The sequence below is a fragment of the Pseudomonas sp. 8_5_2 genome (genome assembly GCF_059295255.1).
In genome coordinates, this window is sequence record NZ_CM181238.1 from 5,795,556 (window position 1) to 5,814,942 (window position 19,387).

Annotated in this window: 16 protein-coding genes; 6 read left to right on the forward strand and 10 right to left on the reverse strand. The window is 63.8% G+C overall.

Annotated features, from left to right (window positions below; translation table 11 throughout):
• Positions 1-22 precede the first annotated feature (22 nt).
• The gene (locus AC5O5R_RS26470) at positions 23-1,687 is read right to left on the reverse strand and encodes a putative bifunctional diguanylate cyclase/phosphodiesterase (protein ID WP_172285943.1); all 1,665 of its coding nucleotides are present in this window, start codon (positions 1,685-1,687) and stop codon (positions 23-25) included.
• Between the two features lie 253 nt (positions 1,688-1,940).
• Between AC5O5R_RS26470 and rep the strand changes: the two genes are divergently transcribed.
• Together rep and AC5O5R_RS26480 are read left to right on the forward strand one after the other, a co-directional pair.
• The gene (gene rep, locus AC5O5R_RS26475; protein WP_172285942.1) at positions 1,941-3,950 is read left to right on the forward strand and encodes a DNA helicase Rep; all 2,010 of its coding nucleotides are present in this window, start codon (positions 1,941-1,943) and stop codon (positions 3,948-3,950) included.
• A 65-nt stretch (positions 3,951-4,015) separates the two neighbouring features.
• Positions 4,016-4,588 (forward strand): xanthine phosphoribosyltransferase, encoded by a 573-nt coding sequence (locus AC5O5R_RS26480; RefSeq protein WP_172232644.1) that lies wholly within the window; start codon positions 4,016-4,018, stop codon positions 4,586-4,588.
• A 123-nt stretch (positions 4,589-4,711) separates the two neighbouring features.
• Here AC5O5R_RS26480 and AC5O5R_RS26485 read toward each other — a convergent pair whose 3' ends face one another.
• The 5 genes from AC5O5R_RS26485 to dadA form a co-directional block, all read right to left on the reverse strand.
• A complete protein-coding gene (locus AC5O5R_RS26485; protein ID WP_494514859.1) occupies positions 4,712-6,568 on the reverse strand; it encodes an acetyl-CoA hydrolase/transferase C-terminal domain-containing protein in 1,857 nt (618 codons plus the stop codon).
• Positions 6,569-6,793: 225 nt separating this feature from the next.
• Positions 6,794-7,216, reverse strand: coding sequence for a c-type cytochrome (locus AC5O5R_RS26490; RefSeq protein WP_172223069.1), 423 nt, complete (start codon positions 7,214-7,216; stop codon positions 6,794-6,796).
• Positions 7,217-7,352: 136 nt separating this feature from the next.
• On the reverse strand, positions 7,353-7,901 hold the full coding sequence (locus tag AC5O5R_RS26495; RefSeq protein ID WP_172223072.1) for a cupin domain-containing protein: 549 nt from the start codon (positions 7,899-7,901) through the stop codon (positions 7,353-7,355).
• A 109-nt stretch (positions 7,902-8,010) separates the two neighbouring features.
• Positions 8,011-9,084: an alanine racemase gene (alr, locus tag AC5O5R_RS26500; protein WP_494514860.1), complete on the reverse strand. Its 1,074-nt coding sequence runs from the start codon at positions 9,082-9,084 to the stop codon at positions 8,011-8,013.
• Positions 9,085-9,227: 143 nt separating this feature from the next.
• Entirely contained in the window at positions 9,228-10,532 is a 1,305-nt protein-coding gene (dadA, locus tag AC5O5R_RS26505; RefSeq protein WP_494514861.1) for a D-amino acid dehydrogenase, read from the reverse strand.
• A gap of 156 nt (positions 10,533-10,688) precedes the next feature.
• On the opposite strand from dadA, the gene dadR reads away from it, so the two are divergent.
• Complete coding sequence (gene dadR / locus AC5O5R_RS26510; protein WP_003258963.1) at positions 10,689-11,177, forward strand: transcriptional regulator DadR; 489 nt, start codon at positions 10,689-10,691, stop codon at positions 11,175-11,177.
• Positions 11,178-11,179: 2 nt separating this feature from the next.
• Here the strand turns inward: dadR and AC5O5R_RS26515 are convergent, their stop codons facing one another.
• Positions 11,180-11,533, reverse strand: a complete 354-nt coding sequence (locus AC5O5R_RS26515) for a YkgJ family cysteine cluster protein (protein WP_172223084.1) — start codon at positions 11,531-11,533, stop codon at positions 11,180-11,182.
• 256 nt (positions 11,534-11,789) lie between these two features.
• On the opposite strand from AC5O5R_RS26515, the gene AC5O5R_RS26520 reads away from it, so the two are divergent.
• The gene (locus AC5O5R_RS26520) at positions 11,790-13,082 is read left to right on the forward strand and encodes an NAD(P)/FAD-dependent oxidoreductase (protein ID WP_172223088.1); all 1,293 of its coding nucleotides are present in this window, start codon (positions 11,790-11,792) and stop codon (positions 13,080-13,082) included.
• Between the two features lie 39 nt (positions 13,083-13,121).
• Here AC5O5R_RS26520 and AC5O5R_RS26525 read toward each other — a convergent pair whose 3' ends face one another.
• Positions 13,122-13,352: a DUF1127 domain-containing protein gene (locus tag AC5O5R_RS26525; RefSeq protein ID WP_172223092.1), complete on the reverse strand. Its 231-nt coding sequence runs from the start codon at positions 13,350-13,352 to the stop codon at positions 13,122-13,124.
• 178 nt (positions 13,353-13,530) lie between these two features.
• Between AC5O5R_RS26525 and AC5O5R_RS26530 the strand changes: the two genes are divergently transcribed.
• A complete protein-coding gene (locus AC5O5R_RS26530; RefSeq protein ID WP_172287600.1) occupies positions 13,531-14,961 on the forward strand; it encodes an aminotransferase-like domain-containing protein in 1,431 nt (476 codons plus the stop codon).
• 60 nt (positions 14,962-15,021) lie between these two features.
• Entirely contained in the window at positions 15,022-16,569 is a 1,548-nt protein-coding gene (locus AC5O5R_RS26535; protein ID WP_172223100.1) for a phospholipase D family protein, read from the forward strand.
• Between the two features lie 60 nt (positions 16,570-16,629).
• Here the strand turns inward: AC5O5R_RS26535 and AC5O5R_RS26540 are convergent, their stop codons facing one another.
• Complete coding sequence (locus AC5O5R_RS26540) at positions 16,630-17,769, reverse strand: MFS transporter (protein WP_172223105.1); 1,140 nt, start codon at positions 17,767-17,769, stop codon at positions 16,630-16,632.
• 105 nt (positions 17,770-17,874) lie between these two features.
• Positions 17,875-19,368: an aldehyde dehydrogenase gene (locus AC5O5R_RS26545; protein WP_172223110.1), complete on the reverse strand. Its 1,494-nt coding sequence runs from the start codon at positions 19,366-19,368 to the stop codon at positions 17,875-17,877.
• Positions 19,369-19,387 lie beyond the last annotated feature (19 nt).

A 19,387-nucleotide genomic window follows, 5' to 3' on the forward strand; every position in this document is an offset into this window, starting at 1 on the left:
GGCAAAGCCCTCCCTCGCGATGTCACAGGCTAACCAGCTTCGGCTTGCTGCAATCCATCAAAAACTCCATCAACTCCGCCACGGGCAAAGGCTTGCTGACCAGAAAGCCCTGCACCTGGTCACAGCCAAACTCGCGCAACAGTGCCAGCTGCTCTTCGCTCTCCACGCCCTCGGCCACCACCTCGAGGTTGAGGTTGTGCGCCAGGTTGATCATGGCGTGCACCAGCTTGCGGTTCTCCTCGCGCATTTCCATTTCGGCAACGAAGCTGCGGTCCACCTTGAGCAAGGCGATCGGCAGGCTGTTGAGGTGTACGAAAGAAGAAAAGCCGGTGCCGAAATCGTCGAGGGAAAAGCGCACGCCCAGGCGCCCCAACGCGTCCATGGTCTGGCGCACCAGCTCGTTGCGGCGCATCACTGCCGTTTCGGTCAGCTCGAACTCCAGCCAGCGCGCATCGACGCCATGCTCAAGGATCAGACGGCTCAAGGTAGCCAACAGCTGGCTGTCCTGAAACTGGCGGAAGCTAAGGTTGACCGCCATGTGCAGCGGTTCCAGGCCACGCTCGCACAGCACCTGCATGTCACGCAGGGCGCGGGAAATCACCCAGTAGCCCAACGGCACGATCAGGCCGCTTTGCTCGGCCAACGGCACGAACTCGCTGGGCGGCAACAGCCCACGCTCGGCATGGCGCCAGCGCACCAGCGCCTCCAGGCCGACGATGCGCCCGTCGGCCATGTTCAGCCGCGGCTGGTAGTGCAGCTCCAGTTCATCCCGGCGCAAGGCACGGCGCAGTTCGCTTTCCAGGTCGGCGAGGCTGCGCGCATTACGGTTGATGCGCTCGTTGAACACATGGAAGGTGCAGCCCTGGCTGCCCTTGGCCTGGCGCATGGCGATGTGCGCGTGCCACATCAGCGGGTCGGCGCCACCCTGCGCGCGGGCGTGGGCCAGGCCCAGGCTGCAGCCCAGCAGCAGGCTTTCGCCATCGACCCAGTAAGGTTCGGCCAGGGCCTCGACGATGCGTTCGGCCATCCATTCGGCGCGGTTGGCGTCGCGGCGGGTGTCGATCAGCAGGGCAAACTCGTCGCTGCCCAGCCGCGCCAGCTGGTCGCCCGCCTCCAACTGATGCTTCAGGCGTGCAACCACCTGCAAGATCAGCCGGTCGCCACTCTGGTGGCCAAGGGCGTCGTTGACGTGGCGAAAGTTGTCCAGGTCGAGGTGGCCGAGGGCAATGCCGCGCCCCTCGTTTTCGGCCAGGCGCGCGGTCAGCAGTGCCTGAAAACCCTGGCGGTTGGCAATGCCGGTCAGCGGATCTTGTTCGGCCAGGCGCTGCAAGGTGGCCACCAGCACACCCCGCTCGCGCACATGGCGTAACGAGCGGCGCAGGTTATCGCTATTGAGCTGATCACGGACCAGCCAGTCGCTGGCACCACTGGGCGCCGTTTCGGGCTCATCCTCCAGCAGCAGGATGGTCGGCAGCTCGCAGCGCCCCGGCGCTGGCTGCATGGCAGGGGTTGCCAGTATCACGGCCTGGCGGTCATGGCTGAACAGGCTATCGACCGCCTCCCAGTTCGGTGCCGTGAGCAGCACGGCGCTGCCATTCAGGGCAGGCATGCACGCGTGCAGCAAAGCTGTCCAATCCGGCTCATCAGCCAACAGCAGCAAACGCAAAGGTTCGACAGGCGTGGACAAGCGGGCTCCTTAGGCTTCACGGTGCAACGAGATCTGGCGGGTATGCTACTGTATTCAATGAAAATGATTTTCACTTTTATACATGTTTTCAGGGCGTAGCAGCCCGACGTATTTTGTCGTGCATCCTGCGCGAAACTGCGCCGCCCGGCAAATCCCGTTTACATATTTGACTCACACGTCAGACGGTCACGCCACAACCGCCACATGCCTGTTAGAATGCGCGGCTATTTTCTGGCGACCCCCGGTTTCTAGCATGTCCCGACTCAATCCCCGGCAGCAGGAAGCCCGTGACTACGTCGGCGGCCCTCTTTTGGTGCTCGCCGGTGCAGGTTCGGGCAAGACCAGCGTGATCACACGCAAGATTGCCCACCTCATCCAGAACTGCGGCATCCGCGCCCAGTACATCGTGGCGATGACCTTCACCAACAAGGCCGCGCGCGAGATGAAGGAACGGGTCGCCACCTTGCTGCGTCCGGGGGAAGGCCGTGGCCTGACGGTGTGCACCTTTCACAACCTGGGCCTGAACATCATCCGCAAGGAGCACACCCGGCTGGGCTACAAGCCGGGGTTCTCGATCTTCGACGAGTCGGACATCAAGGCGTTGCTGTCCGACATCATGCAAAAGGAATACTCAGGCGACGACGGCATCGACGAGATCAAGAACATGATCGGTGCCTGGAAAAACGACCTGATCCTGCCACCCGAAGCCCTGGAAAAAGCGCGCAACCCGCGCGAGCAGACCGCCGCCATTGTCTACACCCACTACCAGCGCACGCTCAAGGCGTTCAACGCGGTGGACTTCGACGACCTGATCCTGCTGCCGGTCAAGCTGTTCCAGGAAAACCCCGACGTGCTCGAACGTTGGCAGAACCGCGTGCGCTACCTGCTGGTGGACGAATATCAGGACACCAACGCCAGCCAGTACCTGCTGGTGAAGATGCTGATCGGCATGCGCAACCAGTTCACCGTGGTGGGCGACGACGACCAGTCGATCTATGCCTGGCGTGGCGCCCGCCCAGAAAACCTGATGCTGCTCAAGGAGGATTACCCCTCCCTGAAAGTGGTCATGCTGGAGCAGAACTACCGCTCCACCAGCCGCATCCTGCGCTGCGCCAACGTGCTGATCGCCAACAACCCGCACGATTTCGAGAAGCAGCTGTGGAGCGAGATGGGCGTCGGCGACGAGATCCGCGTCATCCGCTGCAAGAACGAGGAAGCCGAGGCTGAACGCGTGGCCATGGAAATCCTTACCTTGCATCTGCGCACCGACCGCCCGTACAGCGACTTCGCCATCCTGTACCGCGGCAACTACCAGGCCAAGCTGATCGAACTGAAGCTGCAGCACCACCAGGTGCCGTATCGTCTGTCGGGCGGCAACAGCTTCTTCGGCCGCCAGGAGGTCAAGGACCTCATGGCCTACCTGCGCCTGCTGGTGAACCCGGACGACGACAACGCCTACCTGCGGGTGATCAACGTACCGCGCCGCGAAATCGGCTCCACCACCCTGGAAAAACTCGGCAACTACTCGACCGAGCGCGGTATTTCGATGTACGCCGCCAGCGAGGAGCTAGGCCTGGGCGAGCACCTGGAGCCCCGCTACACCGAGCGTTTGCAGCGCTTCAAGCACTGGCTGGACGGGGTTCGCCACAAGGTCGCCCTGGACGACCCGATTGCTGCGTTGCGCGAGATGATCCGCGACATCGACTACGAGAACTGGATCCGCCAGCAGACCGCCAGCGACAAGGCTGCCGAGTTCCGCATCAGCAACGTCTGGTTCCTGATCGAAGCGCTGAAAAACACCCTCGAGAAGGATGAAGAGGGTGACATGACCATCGAGGACGCCATCGGCAAACTGGTGCTGCGTGACATGCTCGAGCGCCAGCAGGAAGAGGAAGAAAACGCCGAAGGTGTGCAGATGATGACCCTGCATGCCTCCAAGGGCCTGGAATTCCCTTACGTGTTCATCATGGGCATGGAAGAGGAAATCCTCCCGCACCGCTCCAGCATCGAGGCCGACACCATCGAAGAGGAACGCCGCCTGGCCTACGTGGGCATCACCCGCGCCCGCCAGACCCTGGCGTTCACCTTCGCTGCCAAGCGCAAGCAGTACGGTGAAATCATCGACTGCACGCCCAGCCGGTTCCTCGACGAACTGCCACCGGACGACCTGGCCTGGGAAGGCCTGGACGATGCACCGGTCGAGGTAAAGGCCGCACGCGGCAACAACGCGCTGGCCGATATCCGGGCAATGCTCAAACGCTGATCAACCATTACTCTTAAACTTTGCCGCTAGCTAGCGGCAACCTTTGTTACATCGAGGAAACTACAGTGGAAGCACTGCATCAGAAGATTCGCGAAGAAGGCATCGTGCTTTCCGACCAGGTTCTCAAAGTCGACGCGTTTCTCAACCACCAGATCGATCCGGCGCTGATGCAGCTGATCGGTGACGAGTTTGCCCGCCTGTTCGCCGATGCCGGCGTGACCAAGATCGTCACCATTGAAGCTTCGGGCATTGCCCCGGCGGTAATGGCCGGCCTGAAGCTGGGTGTGCCGGTGATTTTCGCCCGCAAGCACCAGTCGCTGACCCTGACCGAGAACCTGCTGACTGCCTCGGTGTATTCCTTCACCAAGCAGACCGAGAACACCGTGGCCATCTCGCCGCGCCACCTCAACAGCAGCGACCGCGTGCTGGTGATCGACGACTTCCTGGCCAACGGCAAGGCATCGCAGGCGCTGATCTCGATCATTAAGCAGGCCGGTGCTACCGTAGCTGGCGTGGGTATCGTCATCGAAAAATCGTTCCAGGGCGGCCGTGCCGAGCTGGACAGCCAGGGCTACCGCGTTGAATCGCTGGCCCGGGTGAAGTCGCTGGAAGGCGGTGTGGTGTCCTTCATCGAGTAAGCCTGTACCGGCCCCATCGCCGGCAAGCCAGCTCCCACAGTAATTTCACAGAGGCCGAGCCTTGTGCAGTACCTGTGGGAGCTGGCTTGCCGGCGATGGGCTGCAATGCAGCCCCTGCAATCTTCAGGTCGCTGCCAACCCTGCCAGCAACAAGCGCTGATAAAGCTCTTGCTTCAATCCCTGCGGAGCATCCAGCCCCATCCGCGCCAGATGCCGCTCATACCCCTCCGGCCCCGGCGCCTCCAGCGCTGCCTTGCCCAGCTCCAGCATCTCGCTCAGCTTGAACTTGCTCTTCAACCAGTTCAGCGCCCGCAACAAGTCCCGCTCTTCAGTCGTGAAGTCCGTGCCCAGCGGATACTCCGGGAACAGCCGCGCATGTTGCGCCCTGATCGCCTCCAGCCGCTGCGGTGTGTTATCGGTAAAGCGCGGCTCCAGCTGGAAATCCCGGGCCAGTTTGCCGGCCTTCTTCGCCTGTTCGATCAGCGCGTCCTGGAAGCGCGAATCACTCACCGCCAGCAACCGCGCAATCACTTCGCTGTCGGTCTGCCCGCGCAAATCGGCGATGCCGTATTCGGTCACCACAATGTCGCGCAGGTGCCGGGGGATGGTGCAGTGGCCATAGCTCCAGAACAGGTTTGAACTGACCTCTCCACCCGCCTCGCGCCAGCTGCGCAACAACAGGATCGAGCGCCCGCCCTCCAGCGCATGGCCTTGGGCGACGAAGTTGTACTGCCCACCTACGCCACTGAGCACCCGGCCATCTTCCAGCTGGTCCGCCACGCCGGCGCCGAGCAGGGTCATGCCAAACACGGTGTTGATGAAGCGCGCATCGCGGCGCTGACGGCGCTTGAGTTCTTCCTGCCCGTACAGTTCGTTGATGAAGCTGATACGGGTCATGGCAAAACGCGCCCGCTGTTCGAGCGGCATATCCCTCAAGCGCTGGTAGAACGCACCAGGACCAAGGAAAAAGCCGCCATGCAACAACGGGCCCTGCTCATCCGCCGGGCGCCGTAACAGCCCTGCCTCGGCCAGCACCAACAGGCCATTGACGAACATTTCGCTGCAGCCGTACAGGCCCTGGGCGAAGGCGTCAAGGCCCCCTTCCCGCTCGATCAGCGCCTGCCACGGCCCGACATCCAGCGCATCGAGTAGCGCACGGTAGCCCGCGTTGTCACCCTGGCGCGCCAGCAGTGCAGCGGCAACGGCGTCGCCCATGGCGCCGATACCGATCTGCAGGGTACCGCCGTCGCGCACCAGGCTGCTGGCGTGCAGGCCAATGCAATGGTCCTGGGTGCTGACCGGCATGTTCGGTGTGGAGAACAGGCGGCGTTGCTCCGCTTCATCGATCAGCAGGTCGAAGCTGTCGATGGGCAGCTCGGCGTCGCCCGGCATGTAGGGCAGCTCGGCGTGCACCTGGCCCAGCATGAGGATGGTTTCGCCGGCCGCACGGCGCTTGGCGATCATCGGCAACAAGTCGAGGGTGATGTCGGGGTTGCAGGCCAGGCTCAGATGCACAGGCTTTTCGGGACTGGCAGCCACCAGTTGCGCGACCAGGTTCAGGCCTTTGCCGTTGATGTCGCGGGCGGCATGGCTGTAGTTGCTGCTGACGTAGTCCTGCTGAGCCGATTCGCTGTGCAGCAGGCTGCCGGGCTGCATGAAGAACTGTTCGACACGAATGTTTGCCGGCAAGGTGTCGGTGCGCAGGTCGGCGAGGTAGCTGAGCTCTTCATAGTCGGCGAAGACACGCTCGACGAAGGGTTCGAGAAAGCGCCGTTGCAGGCCATCACCCAGTGGCGGGCGGCCCAGGGACAGTGCGGTGTAGATGGTCAGGCGCCGCTCAGGCAGCTCGCGCACGCGGGCGTACAGGGCATTGACGAAGGCGTTGGGCTTGCCCAGGCCCAGCGGCAGGCCCATGTGGATATGGGCTGGCAGCTGTGACAGGACTTGCTCGACGGCTTGGTCGAGGGAGCAGAGATGCATCTGGGCCTCCTGAGTCATCCGTGGGTTCAGGGGTTGGACATGAGCTCAAAGGGTTGGTTGCCTGTACTGGCCCTTTCGCGGCTGAGGCCGCTCCCACAGAGGGCTCACAATCTTGAGTCGTGAGCAGTACCTGTAGCAGCGGCGTTAGCCGCGAAGAGGCCGGCACAGGCAGCACAAAAACAAAACCCGCCATCGATGGCGGGCTTCACACAATTCAGCTGTCACTCACAGCCCGGACATTTTCTGGATCGCCGCCTTCAGGTCGTCATCCGAGCAGTCTGCGCAAGTGCCTTTCGGCGGCATGGCGTTGATACCGGTAATGGCCTTGGCGAGGATGCCATCGAGCCCGCCCTGGTGGTCGGCGCGTTCCTTCCACGCGGCGGTATCGCCAATCTTCGGCGCGCCGAGCAGGCCGCTGCCATGGCAAGCATTGCAGTGCTTGGCGATGATATCGTCCGGCGTTTTCGCAGCGCCGCCAGCGGCTGCTGCAGCTACTTCCATGCCTTTGCATTCCTGGCCCTGGACACACACCTGGCCAACCGGTTCCAGGCGTTTGGCGATGTCGTCATTGGTCGCAGCGGTTGCACTCATTGCCCAGAGGGCGAATACGGCTGCTGGTACGGCCAGCATCTTCTTGATTTGGTTCACGCGTACACCCTCATGGTGGCTAATCACGCTCGCGGCCACGGATCGGCGAGCGTTGAAAAGTATAGCGGGAACCCAGAGGCCGTGAAACGACCCTACACGGGAAAGGGGTATTGCCGAATCAATGCACTGCGCTGGATCAAAAGTTTGAAGGGGTCGCCGCACTGATCAGCCGCGCGGGCTGGTCGAACGGGTTGCGAAAGCGGTGCGGGCGGGTGCTTTCAAAGTAGTAGCTGTCGCCCTCTTCAAGGATGAATAACTCGGTACCGACCACCAGTTCCAGCCGTCCCTCAAGCAGAATGCCGGTCTCTTCGCCGTCATGGGTGAGCATTTCGGCGCCGGTGTCGGCACCTGGCGGGTACACCTCGGTGAGAAAGGCAATGGCACGGTTGGGGTGCGACTTGCCGACCAGCTTCATGGTCACCGCACCGTCGGAGATATCGATCAGCTCATGGGCCTTGTAGACGATCTGCGCGGGGCGTTCGGATTCCAGCTCGACCGAGAAGAACTCGACCATGGACATGGGAATGCCGCTCAGCACCTTGCGCAGCGAGCTGATCGAGGGGCTCACGCTGTTCTTCTCGATCATCGAGATGGTGCTGTTGGTCACGCCGGCACGTTTGGCGAGTTCGCGCTGGGACAGGCCCTTGAGCTTGCGGATGGCTTGCAGTCGTTCGCCGACGTCCAAAGCTGGAGCCTCCTGAAACGGTGGTAAGGGGGGTGGATGTGAACGATATCATGGCAATGCCGTTCAGTATTTACAACACACCGCCCTTCATCCTGTCCGCTTCAGCGTGTCATTCGCCGCAGTAGTCCCGCGGTACCCGCTTCAGGTTGCAGAAGATCTGGTAGGGGATGGTGCCGGCGTGCGCCGCCACCTCACTGGCCAGCACCTGCTTGCCCCAAAGCTCGACCGGGCTGCCGACAGTCGCTTGCGGCACATCGGTCAGGTCGATGCTGAGCATGTCCATCGACACCCGGCCAATCAGCTGGGTGCGCTGGCCGGCCACCAGCACCGGGGTGCCATTGGGCGCCTGGCGGGGGTAGCCGTCGGCGTAGCCCATGGCGACCACGCCAACGCGGGTCGGGCGCGGGCTGACGAACCTGGCGCCATAGCCTACCGGCTCACCGGTGGGCAACTCACGCACGCTGATCACCCGTGATTGCAGGGTCATTACCGGTTGCAGGCGTTGGGCTTGCGCCTGCGCCACTTCGAATGGCGTGGCGCCGTACAGCATCAGGCCTGGCCGTACCCAGTCGCTGGGTGCCTGCGGCCAGCCCAGCACGCCGGGCGAGTTGCGCAGGCTGCACTCGGCGGCCAGGCCCTGGCGGGCGGCTTCGAATACGGCGATCTGCTGGGCCGTGGCGTCGGCATCCAGCTCATCGGCGCGGGCGAAGTGGCTCATCAGCACGATGCGTGAAACCTTGCCGCTGGCCAGCAGGCGCTGATAGGCGTCGTGGTAATCCTTGGGGTGCAGGCCGACGCGGTGCATGCCGCTGTCCAGCTTGAGCCAGACGGTGATTGGCTTGTGCAGCTGGGCGTGTTCAATGGCTTCCAGTTGCCACAGCGAGTGCACCACGCACCAAAGGTCGTGCTCGGCGATCAGGGCCAGTTCGCTGGCTTCGAAAAAGCCTTCCAGCAGCAGCACTGGGGCCTTGATACCGGCGGCGCGCAGCTCCAGCGCTTCTTCGATGCAGGCCACGGCGAAACCGTCGGCTTCGGCCTCCAGCGCGAGGGCGCAACGCACGGCGCCGTGGCCATAGGCGTCGGCCTTGATCACGGCGAGGGCTTTGGCACCGGTCAGTTCACGGGCCAGACGGTAGTTGTGGCGCAAGGCCTGGAGGTCGATCAGGGCGCGGGCGGGACGCATGGCGGCTGCCTTATGGTGGTTCGGGTTGAAAACGATGCTGGGTTCTTCGCGGGTGAACCCGCTCCCACAGGGACCGCACAATTCCAAGGTTTGGCAATCCTGTGGGAGCGGCTTTAGCCGCGAAGCGGCCGGTACAGGCGATCTTACTGCTGGTGAGCCGGCGCAGTCTGCCCGTGGCCGGCCGCTTCCCGGCTGTTGCCATAACGGGAAATATCCAGGCCTTCGGCACTGATCTGCGGCTTCTTGCGCGCAATCAGGTCGGCCAGCAGGCGACCGGAGCCGCACGCCATGGTCCAGCCCAGGGTCCCGTGACCGGTGTTCAGGAACAGGTTGCGGAACGCCGTGGCGCCAACGATCGGCGTGCCATCCGGCGTTGCCGGGCGCAGGCCGGTCCAGAAGCTGGCCTGGCTCAGATCACCCCCGCGAGGATAAAGGTCGTTGACGATCATCTCCAGCGTTTCGCGCCGACGCGGGTTCAGCGACAGGTCAAAACCGGCGATTTCAGCCATGCCACCGACGCGAATGCGGTTGTCGAAACGGGTGATCGCGACCTTGTAGGTTTCGTCGAGAATGGTCGAGGTCGGGGCCATGTCGACGTTGGTGATCGGCACGGTCAGCGAGTAGCCCTTCAACGGATATACCGGGGCCTTGATGCCCAACGGCTTGAGCATCTGCGGCGAGTAGCTGCCCAGTGCCAGCACGTAGCGGTCGGCGGTTTCCAGCTTGCCGTCAATCCACACGCCATTGATGCGATCGCCGGCAAAGTCCAGGCGCTGGATGTCCTGGCCGAAGCGGAACTCCACGCCCAGGTTCAGCGCCATTTCGGCGAGCTTGTTGGTGAACAGCTGGCAGTCGCCGGTCTGGTCGTTAGGCAGGCGCAGGGCACCGGCCAGGATGTCTTTCACACCCGCCAGGGCGGGTTCGACGCGGGCAATACCATCACGGTCCAGCAGCTCGTAAGGCACGCCGGACTGCTCGAGCACGGCGATGTCCTTGGCTGCAGCATCCACCTGGGCCTGGGTGCGGAACAGCTGGGTAGTACCCAGGCTGCGGTTTTCGTAGGCGATGCCAGTTTCGGCGCGCAGCTCGTCGAGGCAGTCACGGCTGTACTCGGACAAGCGCACCATGCGCTCCTTGTTCACCGCATAACGGCTGGCGGTGCAGTTGCGCAGCATCTGCGCCATCCACAGGTACTGGTCGACGTCGCCGGTGAGCTTGATGGCCAACGGGGCGTGGCGCTCGAGCAGCCACTTGATGGCCTTCAGCGGCACGCCTGGGGCGGCCCAAGGCGAGGCATAGCCGGGCGAGATCTGGCCAGCGTTGGCAAAGCTGGTTTCCATGGCCACCGCCGGCTGGCGGTCGACCACCGTCACTTCGAAACCTTGCCGGGCCAGGTAGTAGGCACTGGCGGTTCCGATTACACCGCTACCAAGTACCAGAACTCGCATCGTTTTATCCCTCATACGCGGCACGCCGCAGACTTTTATTGATATGGCATGAATGGGCGCAGTATAAAAATTCGAAGCCAGTGCAATTCACTATATAAAAGCCTATTATTGGCGAGAATTCTCGGCAAAATCGCCTTTCACGGAGGGGCATCCCCTATGAGAACCCAGCACCAGAGCAAGCGTGAACTGGACAAGATCGACCGTAACATCCTGCGTATCCTGCAGAATGACGGGCGGATTTCCTTCACCGAACTGGGCGAGAAAGTTGGGCTTTCCACCACGCCTTGCACCGAGCGGGTTCGCCGCCTGGAACGCGAGGGCATCATCATGGGCTACAACGCTCGCCTGAACCCGCAGCACCTCAAGGGCAGCCTGCTGGTGTTCGTCGAAATAAGCCTGGACTACAAGTCGGGCGATACCTTCGAGGAGTTCCGCCGGGCGGTATTGAAACTGCCCCATGTACTGGAGTGCCACCTTGTGTCAGGTGACTTTGACTACCTGGTGAAAGCGCGTATTTCGGAGATGGCGTCTTACCGCAAGCTGCTCGGCGACATCCTGCTGAAGCTGCCGCACGTGCGCGAGTCGAAGAGCTACATCGTGATGGAGGAAGTGAAGGAGAGCCTCTGCCTGCCGATCCCGGACTGAGGCTAGACCAGCACCTGCCGGGTGGTGGCGATGAACTGGTGGACGAGCTGCTCGGCGGCGGGCTCGATCATCGGTTGCGGGCCACGGCCACGTGGGCAGGCCATGCGCGGCGTGGTGCCAAACAGGCGGCAGATCATCGGGCGCTCTTCGTACACCGTGCAGCCGTCGGGGCCCAGGTGCACGCAGTCCAGGCGCTCCATGGCAGCGTCCTGTTCGGCCTGGGACTTGCGCGGCAGGCGGGCCATTTCTTCCGTCGAGGTGGTGACCGGGCCGCAGCAATCGTGGCAGCCGGGCTCGCACTCGAACGAGGGGATGAGTTCGCGCAGGAAGTGGATTTTGTGGCGGTTGCAGGACATGGCTGAGTTCAACGTTGATGACTTGCCGGATTATAGGCGCTCCGGCTTCGTGCAGGAGCGGCCTTGTGTCGCGAAAGGGGTGCGCAGCGCCCCCAGTGCCTCAGCTTCGCCACTGATATTGCCGGGGCCGCTCTGCGGCCCTTTCGCGACCCAAGGCCGCTCCTACAATTGACCGCACCAGACTTGAGGCCGGTTGCCCGCCCCGGAGCCCCGGCTTATCCTCCTCCCCTAGCCCACCAGCCCCAGGACACAGCCCATGATCCATAGCGCGCAGCACGCCGCCTCGTATTACGCCGCCAGCAGCGCGCCACACCCTGACCATTCATTCCTGCAAGGCGACCACTCAGCGGACGTATGCATCGTCGGCGGCGGCTACTCGGGTCTGAACACTGCCATCGAGCTGGCCGAGCGCGGCTTTTCGGTGATCTTGCTGGAAGCACGCAAACTCGGCTGGGGCGCCAGCGGGCGCAATGGCGGGCAGCTGATCCGCGGCGTCGGCCATGGCCTGGAGCAGTTCCTGCCGGTAATCGGCGAGGACGGTGTGCGCAGCTTGAAGCTCATGGGCCTGGAGGCGGTGCAGATCGTCCGCGAGCGGGTCGAAAAGCATGCCATCGCCTGCGACCTGACCTGGGGCTACTGCGACCTGGCCAACAAGCCCGCCGAACTGCAGGGCTTTGCCGAGGATGCCGAAGAGCTGCGCAGCCTCGGCTACCAGCACGAGCTGCGCCTGGTTGGCAAGGACGATATCCACAGCGTGGTCGGTGCCGACTGCTATGTCGGCGGGCTGGTCGACATGGGCTCCGGCCACCTGCACCCGCTCAACCTCGCCCTGGGTGAAGCGGCCGTGGCCAGCCGCCTGGGGGTGAAGCTGTTCGAGCAGTCCGAGGTCACCCGCATCGACTACGGCGCTGAAGTACAGGTGCATACCGCCCAGGGCCGGGTGCGTGCGAAAAACCTGGTGCTGTGCTGCAACGCCTATCTCAACAACCTCAACCGCGAGCTGGGCGGCAAGGTGTTGCCAGCCGGCAGCTACATCATCGCCACCGAGCCGCTGGGTGAAGAACGTGCCCACTCGCTTTTGCCTCGGAACATGGCCGTGTGCGACCAGCGCGTGGCGCTGGACTACTACCGTCTCTCCGCCGACCAGCGCCTGTTGTTCGGCGGTGCCTGCCATTATTCAGGCCGTGACCCGCAGGACATCGCCGCGTACATGCGGCCCAAGATGCTCAAGGTTTTCCCGCAATTGGCCGACGTGCGCATCGAATACCAGTGGGGGGGCATGATCGGCATTGGTGCCAACCGCCTGCCGCAGGTGGGCCGCCTGGCCAGCCAGCCGAACGTGTATTACGCCCAGGCCTACGCCGGGCATGGGCTGAACGCCACCCACCTGGCAGCGCGCCTGCTGGGCGAGGCTATCAGCGGCCAGGAGAGCGGGCGCTTCGACCTGTTTGCCAAAGTGCCGCACATCACCTTCCCTGGCGGCCAGCACCTGCGCTCGCCGCTGTTGGCGTTGGGGATGCTCTGGCATCGTCTTAAAGAGCTGGTCTGAAAGCAACGCGGTCTGTGCAGGAGCGCAGCCTCTGCCAGATCAGTCCTTCCAGAAGGGTTTACGCCCCTCGATCCGCGCCTGCTCCCAGCTCAGCCCGACATCGCGCAACTCGTCATCAGTCAACTGCAGCAGCGCCCTGCGGGTGTGCCAGCGATGCAGCATCAGCCCCCAGCGCCCCAACCCCTGCGGCGCGTTGAACACCTTGGCCTGCTGCCCGGCTTCCAGCTCCCTGGCCATCAGTTGCAAGCGCACATCGCTCATGCCACTCATCGCTGCGTTCTCCCATTCAGTTGATACCGTGGAGAAAGCATGCGCGTCGGCACTAGCGGCAATACAGATCCAATACAGCCTTATTATTCCCATACAGAATTGGCCGTAGGCCGACTGAATGCTGTATTTTCAGGGTAACTGTACCGGTCGTTATGCCATTGCAGCGCAGGAGTATGCCGTGACCCTCTACCTGAACCTTGCCGAGCTGCTGGGTGCCCGTATCGAACAAGGCCTGTACCGCCCTGGGCAACGGCTGCCATCCGTGCGCGCACTCAGCACAGAGCACGGGGTGAGCCTGAGCACCGTGCAGCAGGCCTACCGCACGCTTGAGGACAGCGGCATGGTCTCGCCAAGGCCCAAGTCCGGCTACTTCGTCAGCGACCACCGCCACCTGCCAGCCCTGCCAGCCGTGAGCCGTCCGGCCCAGCGCCCGGTGGATATCTCGCAGTGGGAACAGGTGCTGGAGCTGATCCGCAGCACCCCGCGCAAGGATGTGGTGCAACTCGGGCGGGGCATGCCCGATATCGACAGCCCCACCCTCAAGCCGCTGCTGCGCAGCCTCGCCCAGTTGAGTCGGCGCCAGGACATGCCTGGCCTGTACTACGACAACATCCATGGCAACCTGGCCCTGCGCGAACAGGTGGCCCGGCTGATGCTCGACTCCGGCTGCCGCCTCGGCCCGGCTGACCTGGTGATCACCACCGGCTGCCATGAGGCGCTGTCGTGCAGCATTCGCGCAGTGTGCGAGCCAGGCGACATTGTTGCAGTCGACTCCCCCAGCTTCCACGGCGCCATGCAAACCCTGAAGGGCCTAGGCATGAAAGCGCTGGAAATCCCCACCGACCCGGTCACCGGCATCAGCCTGGAAGCCCTGGAGCTGGCCCTGGAGCAGTGGCCGATCAAGCTCATCCAGATCACCCCCAGCTGCAACAACCCGCTCGGCTACATCATGCCCGAAGCGCGCAAGAAGGCCCTGCTGAGCCTGGCCCAACGCTACGATGTGGCGATTCTGGAAGACGATGTGTATGGCGACCTGGCCTACACCTACCCGCGCCCACGCACCCTCAAGTCGTTCGACGACGATGGCCGGGTGTTGTTCTGCAGCTCTTTCTCCAAGACCCTCGCCCCTGGGCTCAGGGTGGGCTGGGTGGCACCCGGACGCTACCTTGAGCGGGTGCTGCACATGAAGTACATCAGCACCGGCAGCAGTGCCAGCCAACCGCAACTGGCCATCGCCGACTTCATCGCCGGCGGGCATTACCAGCCTCACGTTCGCCGCATGCGCAGCCAGTATCAGCGCGGCCGCGACCAGATGAGCGACTGGGTAACCCGCTACTTCCCGGCGGGCACGCGGGTCAGCCGGCCCCAGGGCGGCTTCATGCTGTGGGTGGAATTACCAGAACATTTCGACACGCTACGGCTGAATCGGGCTTTACTGGAGCAAGGCGTGCAAGTTGCCGTCGGCAGCATCTTCTCGGCCTCGGGCAAGTTCCGCCACTGCCTGCGCATGAACTTCGCCGCGCGGCCGACGCCGCAGATCGAAGCTGCCGTGCGCAAGGTGGGTGAAACCGCCCTTCGTCTACTGGATGAAGATAGCGCCGGCGCGTAACTTTGCGCCGCCCACCACGGTCCAACCCTTCAAGCTTTCGCCGCACAGGACGATCCACCCTTGAGACTCCAGCGAGCCCTGCCCCTGCTGGTGCTGCTCGGCCTTGTCGGCTGCGCCAGCGTCGGCCCACCCCGCGAAACCAGCCAGGCGCTGCCCGCCCATGACTCGGCCTTCGGTCGCTCGGTGCTGCGCCAGGCCTCACCCTACGGCGGCCGCTCGGGCTTTCGCCTGCTGCCCAACAGCAACGAAGCATTCCGCGCCCGCGCCGAGTTGATCCGCAACGCCCAGGCCAGCATCGACCTGCAGTACTACATCGTCCACGACGGCCTCAGCACGCGCGCCCTGGTCCATGAACTGCTGCGCGCAGCCGACCGTGGGGTACGCGTGCGCGTTCTGCTCGACGACACCACCAGCGACGGCCTGGACACCATCATGGGCACCCTCGACGCCCACCCGAACATCCAGATCCGCGTCTTCAACCCGCTGCATCTGGGCCGCAGCACCGGCGTGACGCGCGCCGTGGGCCGCCTGTTCAACCTGTCGCGCCAGCACCGGCGCATGCACAACAAGCTGTTTCTGGTGGACAACAGCATGGCGATCGTTGGCGGGCGTAACCTGGGCGACGAGTATTTCGATGCCGAGCCCAACCTCAATTTCACCGACATTGACCTGCTCGGCGTAGGCCCGGTGGCCGAGCAGCTGGGACATGGGTTCGATCAATACTGGAACAGCGCCCTCAGCCGCCCCATCGGCGATTTTCTCTGGCGGCAGCCGGACGCCGCCGACCTGCGCGCCAGCCGCCATCGCCTGGAGACATCCCTGGCCGAGGCACGAACCAGGCGTAAAGCCTTGTACGACCGCCTGATGGCCTATCAGTCGCAGCCTCGCCTGGATATCTGGCGCAACGAGCTGATCTGGGCCCATAGCCAGGCCCTGTGGGATGCGCCCAGCAAAGTCCTGGCCGACGACGAACCGGACCCGCACCTGCTGCTGACCCAGCAGCTGGCCCCCGACCTCGGCAATGTGCAGCACGAACTGATTCTGGTGTCGGCGTACTTCGTGCCTGGCGAATCCGGCCTGCTGTACCTGACCCACAGTGCCGACGCCGGCATTTCGGTCAAGCTGCTGACCAACTCGCTGGAGGCCACCGACGTGCCGGCGGTGCACGGCGGCTATGCGCCCTACCGCCGCGCGCTGCTGGAGCATGGCGTGCAGTTGTACGAGCTGCGTCGCCAGCCAGGTGACCCAAGCGCCGGGCGCCTGAGCTTCCGGGGCAGCTCGGACTCGAGCCTGCACAGCAAGGCAATCGTCTTCGACCGGCGCAAGACCTTCATTGGCTCGTTCAACTTCGACCCGCGCTCGGTGCTGTGGAATACCGAGGTCGGCGTACTGGTGGATAGCCCGGAGCTGGCGGAATACACCCGTGAACTGGCAATCCAGGGTATGGCGCCAGCGTTGAGTTACCAGGTGAAGCTGGTGGGGGACAAGATGGTATGGGCGACCGAGGACGATGGCCGGCGGCACATGCTGACAGCCGAGCCGGGTGGGCTCTGGCGGCGCTTCAATGCGTGGATCAGCAAGGCAGTTGGCCTGGAAAAGATGCTGTAGGAGCGGCCTTGCCGGGGCGCCGGACCGGTCGGATGGGCCGCAAAGCGGCCCCAAAATCCCTCAGGCAGACGCCGGCTCAAAAGCCCCGCGCCGCTGGGTAAGCACCACCAACCCGCCAGCCCCGACAGCCATCAGCAACAGCAACGCATGCCCGCTGACCCACTGGCTCCCCGCCCCCGCCAGCAACGGCCCAAGCAGGCAGCCAATACCCCACAGCTGCGCCACGTGGGCATTGGCCCGTACCAGCGCATCATCGCGGTAGCGCTCGCCGATCAGCACCAGCGACAAGGTGAACAAGCCCCCGGCACTGGCGCCGAACAACACCCACAATGGCCAGATGGCCGGGGTATGCAGCAACAGCGGAATCGCCAGGCTGGACACTAGCAGGGTTACCGCACAGCCGGTGAACAAGGTACGCCGCGACATATGGTCGGCCAGCGCGCCAATGGGCAGCTGCAGCACCGCATCCCCCACCACCACGGTACTGACCATGAACAAGGCGATTTCGGTAGTGAAGCCCTGCTGCAGGCAATACACCGGCAGCAAGGTGAGGATCATCGCCTCGAACGAGGCGAACAGGGCGATGGCCCAGGCGATCACCGGCAACCGCCGGCAGAAGGCGAACAGGTCGCGGAAGGTGACATTGCAGGCTTCCGTGCTGGGTGCACCGCCACGCTTCAGAAGTATCAGCGGCGCCAACAGCAGCAGGCCGGTTGCGGCCCAGAAGCCGAAGTCATCGTCAGAGCCGAGAAAGCCCAGCACCAACGGCCCGGCCAGCTGGCTGAGGGCGTAGCTGCTGCCATACAGCGCCACCAGCCGGCCGCGCCACCGCTCGACCACCAGCTGGTTGATCCAGCTTTCGCCGAGGATGAACACCACAGTCAGCGACATGCCGATCATCAGGCGCAACAGTAGCCACAACGGATAACTGGGCAATAGTGCGACCAGGCCGATCGACAGCGCCCCGCCCCACAGGCACAGGCGCATGGCCGCAGGCACGCCAACCCAGCCGGCCAGGCGGCTGGCCAGGCTGGCACCCACCAGTACGCCCAACGCCGGCATCGCCGCCATCACGCCGATGGCGAAGCTGCCATAGCCCCAGGCCTCCAGGCGCAGGGACACCAGCGGCATGCTGACGCCGAGCGCCAGCCCGACGCTGAGCACGGACGCCAGTACGGCGAAGTAGGTACCCCAACGCATTGCAGCCTCCCTTGCAAAATTCTTGAACAGCAAAAACAACGAAGCCGGGGCAGCGTGAGCCGACCCGGCTATTGCTAGGGCCGCGTGGCGGCCCCAACCTCTGGATTACAGCTTGATCCAGGTTGCCTTCAGCTCGGTGTATTTTTCCAGCGCATGCAGCGACTTGTCACGGCCGTTGCCCGACTGCTTGAAGCCCCCGAACGGTGCGGTCATGTCGCCGCCGTCGTACTGGTTCACCCAGACGCTGCCGGCGCGCACGGCGCGGGCGGTCTTGTGGGCCTTGGAGATGTCCGACGTCCAGATGCCCGCCGCCAGGCCATACGGCGTGTCGTTGGCAATGGCCACGGCCTCTTCGGCGGTGTCGAAGGCGATCACCGACAGCACCGGTCCGAAGATTTCTTCCTGGGCGATCTTCATGGCGTTGGTCACGCCGTCGAAGATGGTCGGCTCGACGTAGGTACCGCCAGTCTCTTCCAGGGTGCGCTTGCCACCGGCGACCAGCTTGGCGCCGTCTTTGTGACCCGCATCGATGTAGGACAGCACAGTGTTCATTTGCTGGGTGTCGACCAGGGCACCGACAGTGGTCTGTGGGTCCAGCGGGTTGCCTGGCTTCCAGCCTTTGAGGGCTTCGATCACCATAGGCAGGAACTTGTCCTTGATCGAACGCTCGACCAGCAGGCGCGAGCCTGCGGTGCACACTTCGCCCTGGTTGAAGGCGATGGCGCTGGCAGCAGCCTCGGCGGCAGCCTGCAGGTCCGGGGCGTCGGCGAAGACGATGTTCGGGCTCTTGCCGCCAGCTTCCAGCCAGATGCGCTTCATGTTCGATTCGCCCGCGTAGACCATCAGCTGCTTGGCGATCTTGGTCGAACCGGTGAACACCAGGGTGTCGACGTCCATGTGCAGGGCCAGGGCCTTGCCCACGGTGTGGCCGTAGCCTGGCAGCACGTTCAGCACGCCAGCCGGGATACCGGCTTCGATGGCCAGCTGGGCAATGCGAATGGCGGTCAGCGGCGATTTTTCGGACGGCTTGAGCACCACCGAATTACCGGTGGCCAGCGCCGGGCCGAGCTTCCAGCAGGCCATCAGCAGCGGGAAGTTCCACGGCACGATGGCGCCAACCACACCCACCGCTTCGCGGGTTACCAGGCCAAGCTGGTCGTGCGGGGTCGGGGCGACTTCGTCGTAGACCTTGTCGATGGCTTCGGCAGTCCAGTGGATGGCCTGGGCCGCACCCGGTACGTCGATGCTGGAGGAGTCGCCGATCGGCTTGCCCATGTCCAGGGTTTCCAGCAGCGCCAGCTCTTCTACGTTTTTGCGCAGCAGGTCGGCGAAGCGGATCAGCTTGGCCTTGCGCTTGGCCGGGGCCAGTTGCGACCAGACGCCGGCATTGAAGGTGGCACGGGCGTTTTCCACAGCGCGGTTGGCATCGGCCAGGTCGCAGCTGGCAACCTTGGCCAGGAAGCGTCCGTCGACCGGGCTCAGGCACTCGAAGGTTTCACCGGATGCGGCATCGGTGTATTCGCCGTTGATGAAGGCACGGCCTTCGATCTTCAGTTGCTGGGCACGTTGTTCCCAGTCCGCACGGGTCAGGGTGGTCATACGAAACTCCTCCTCTTGT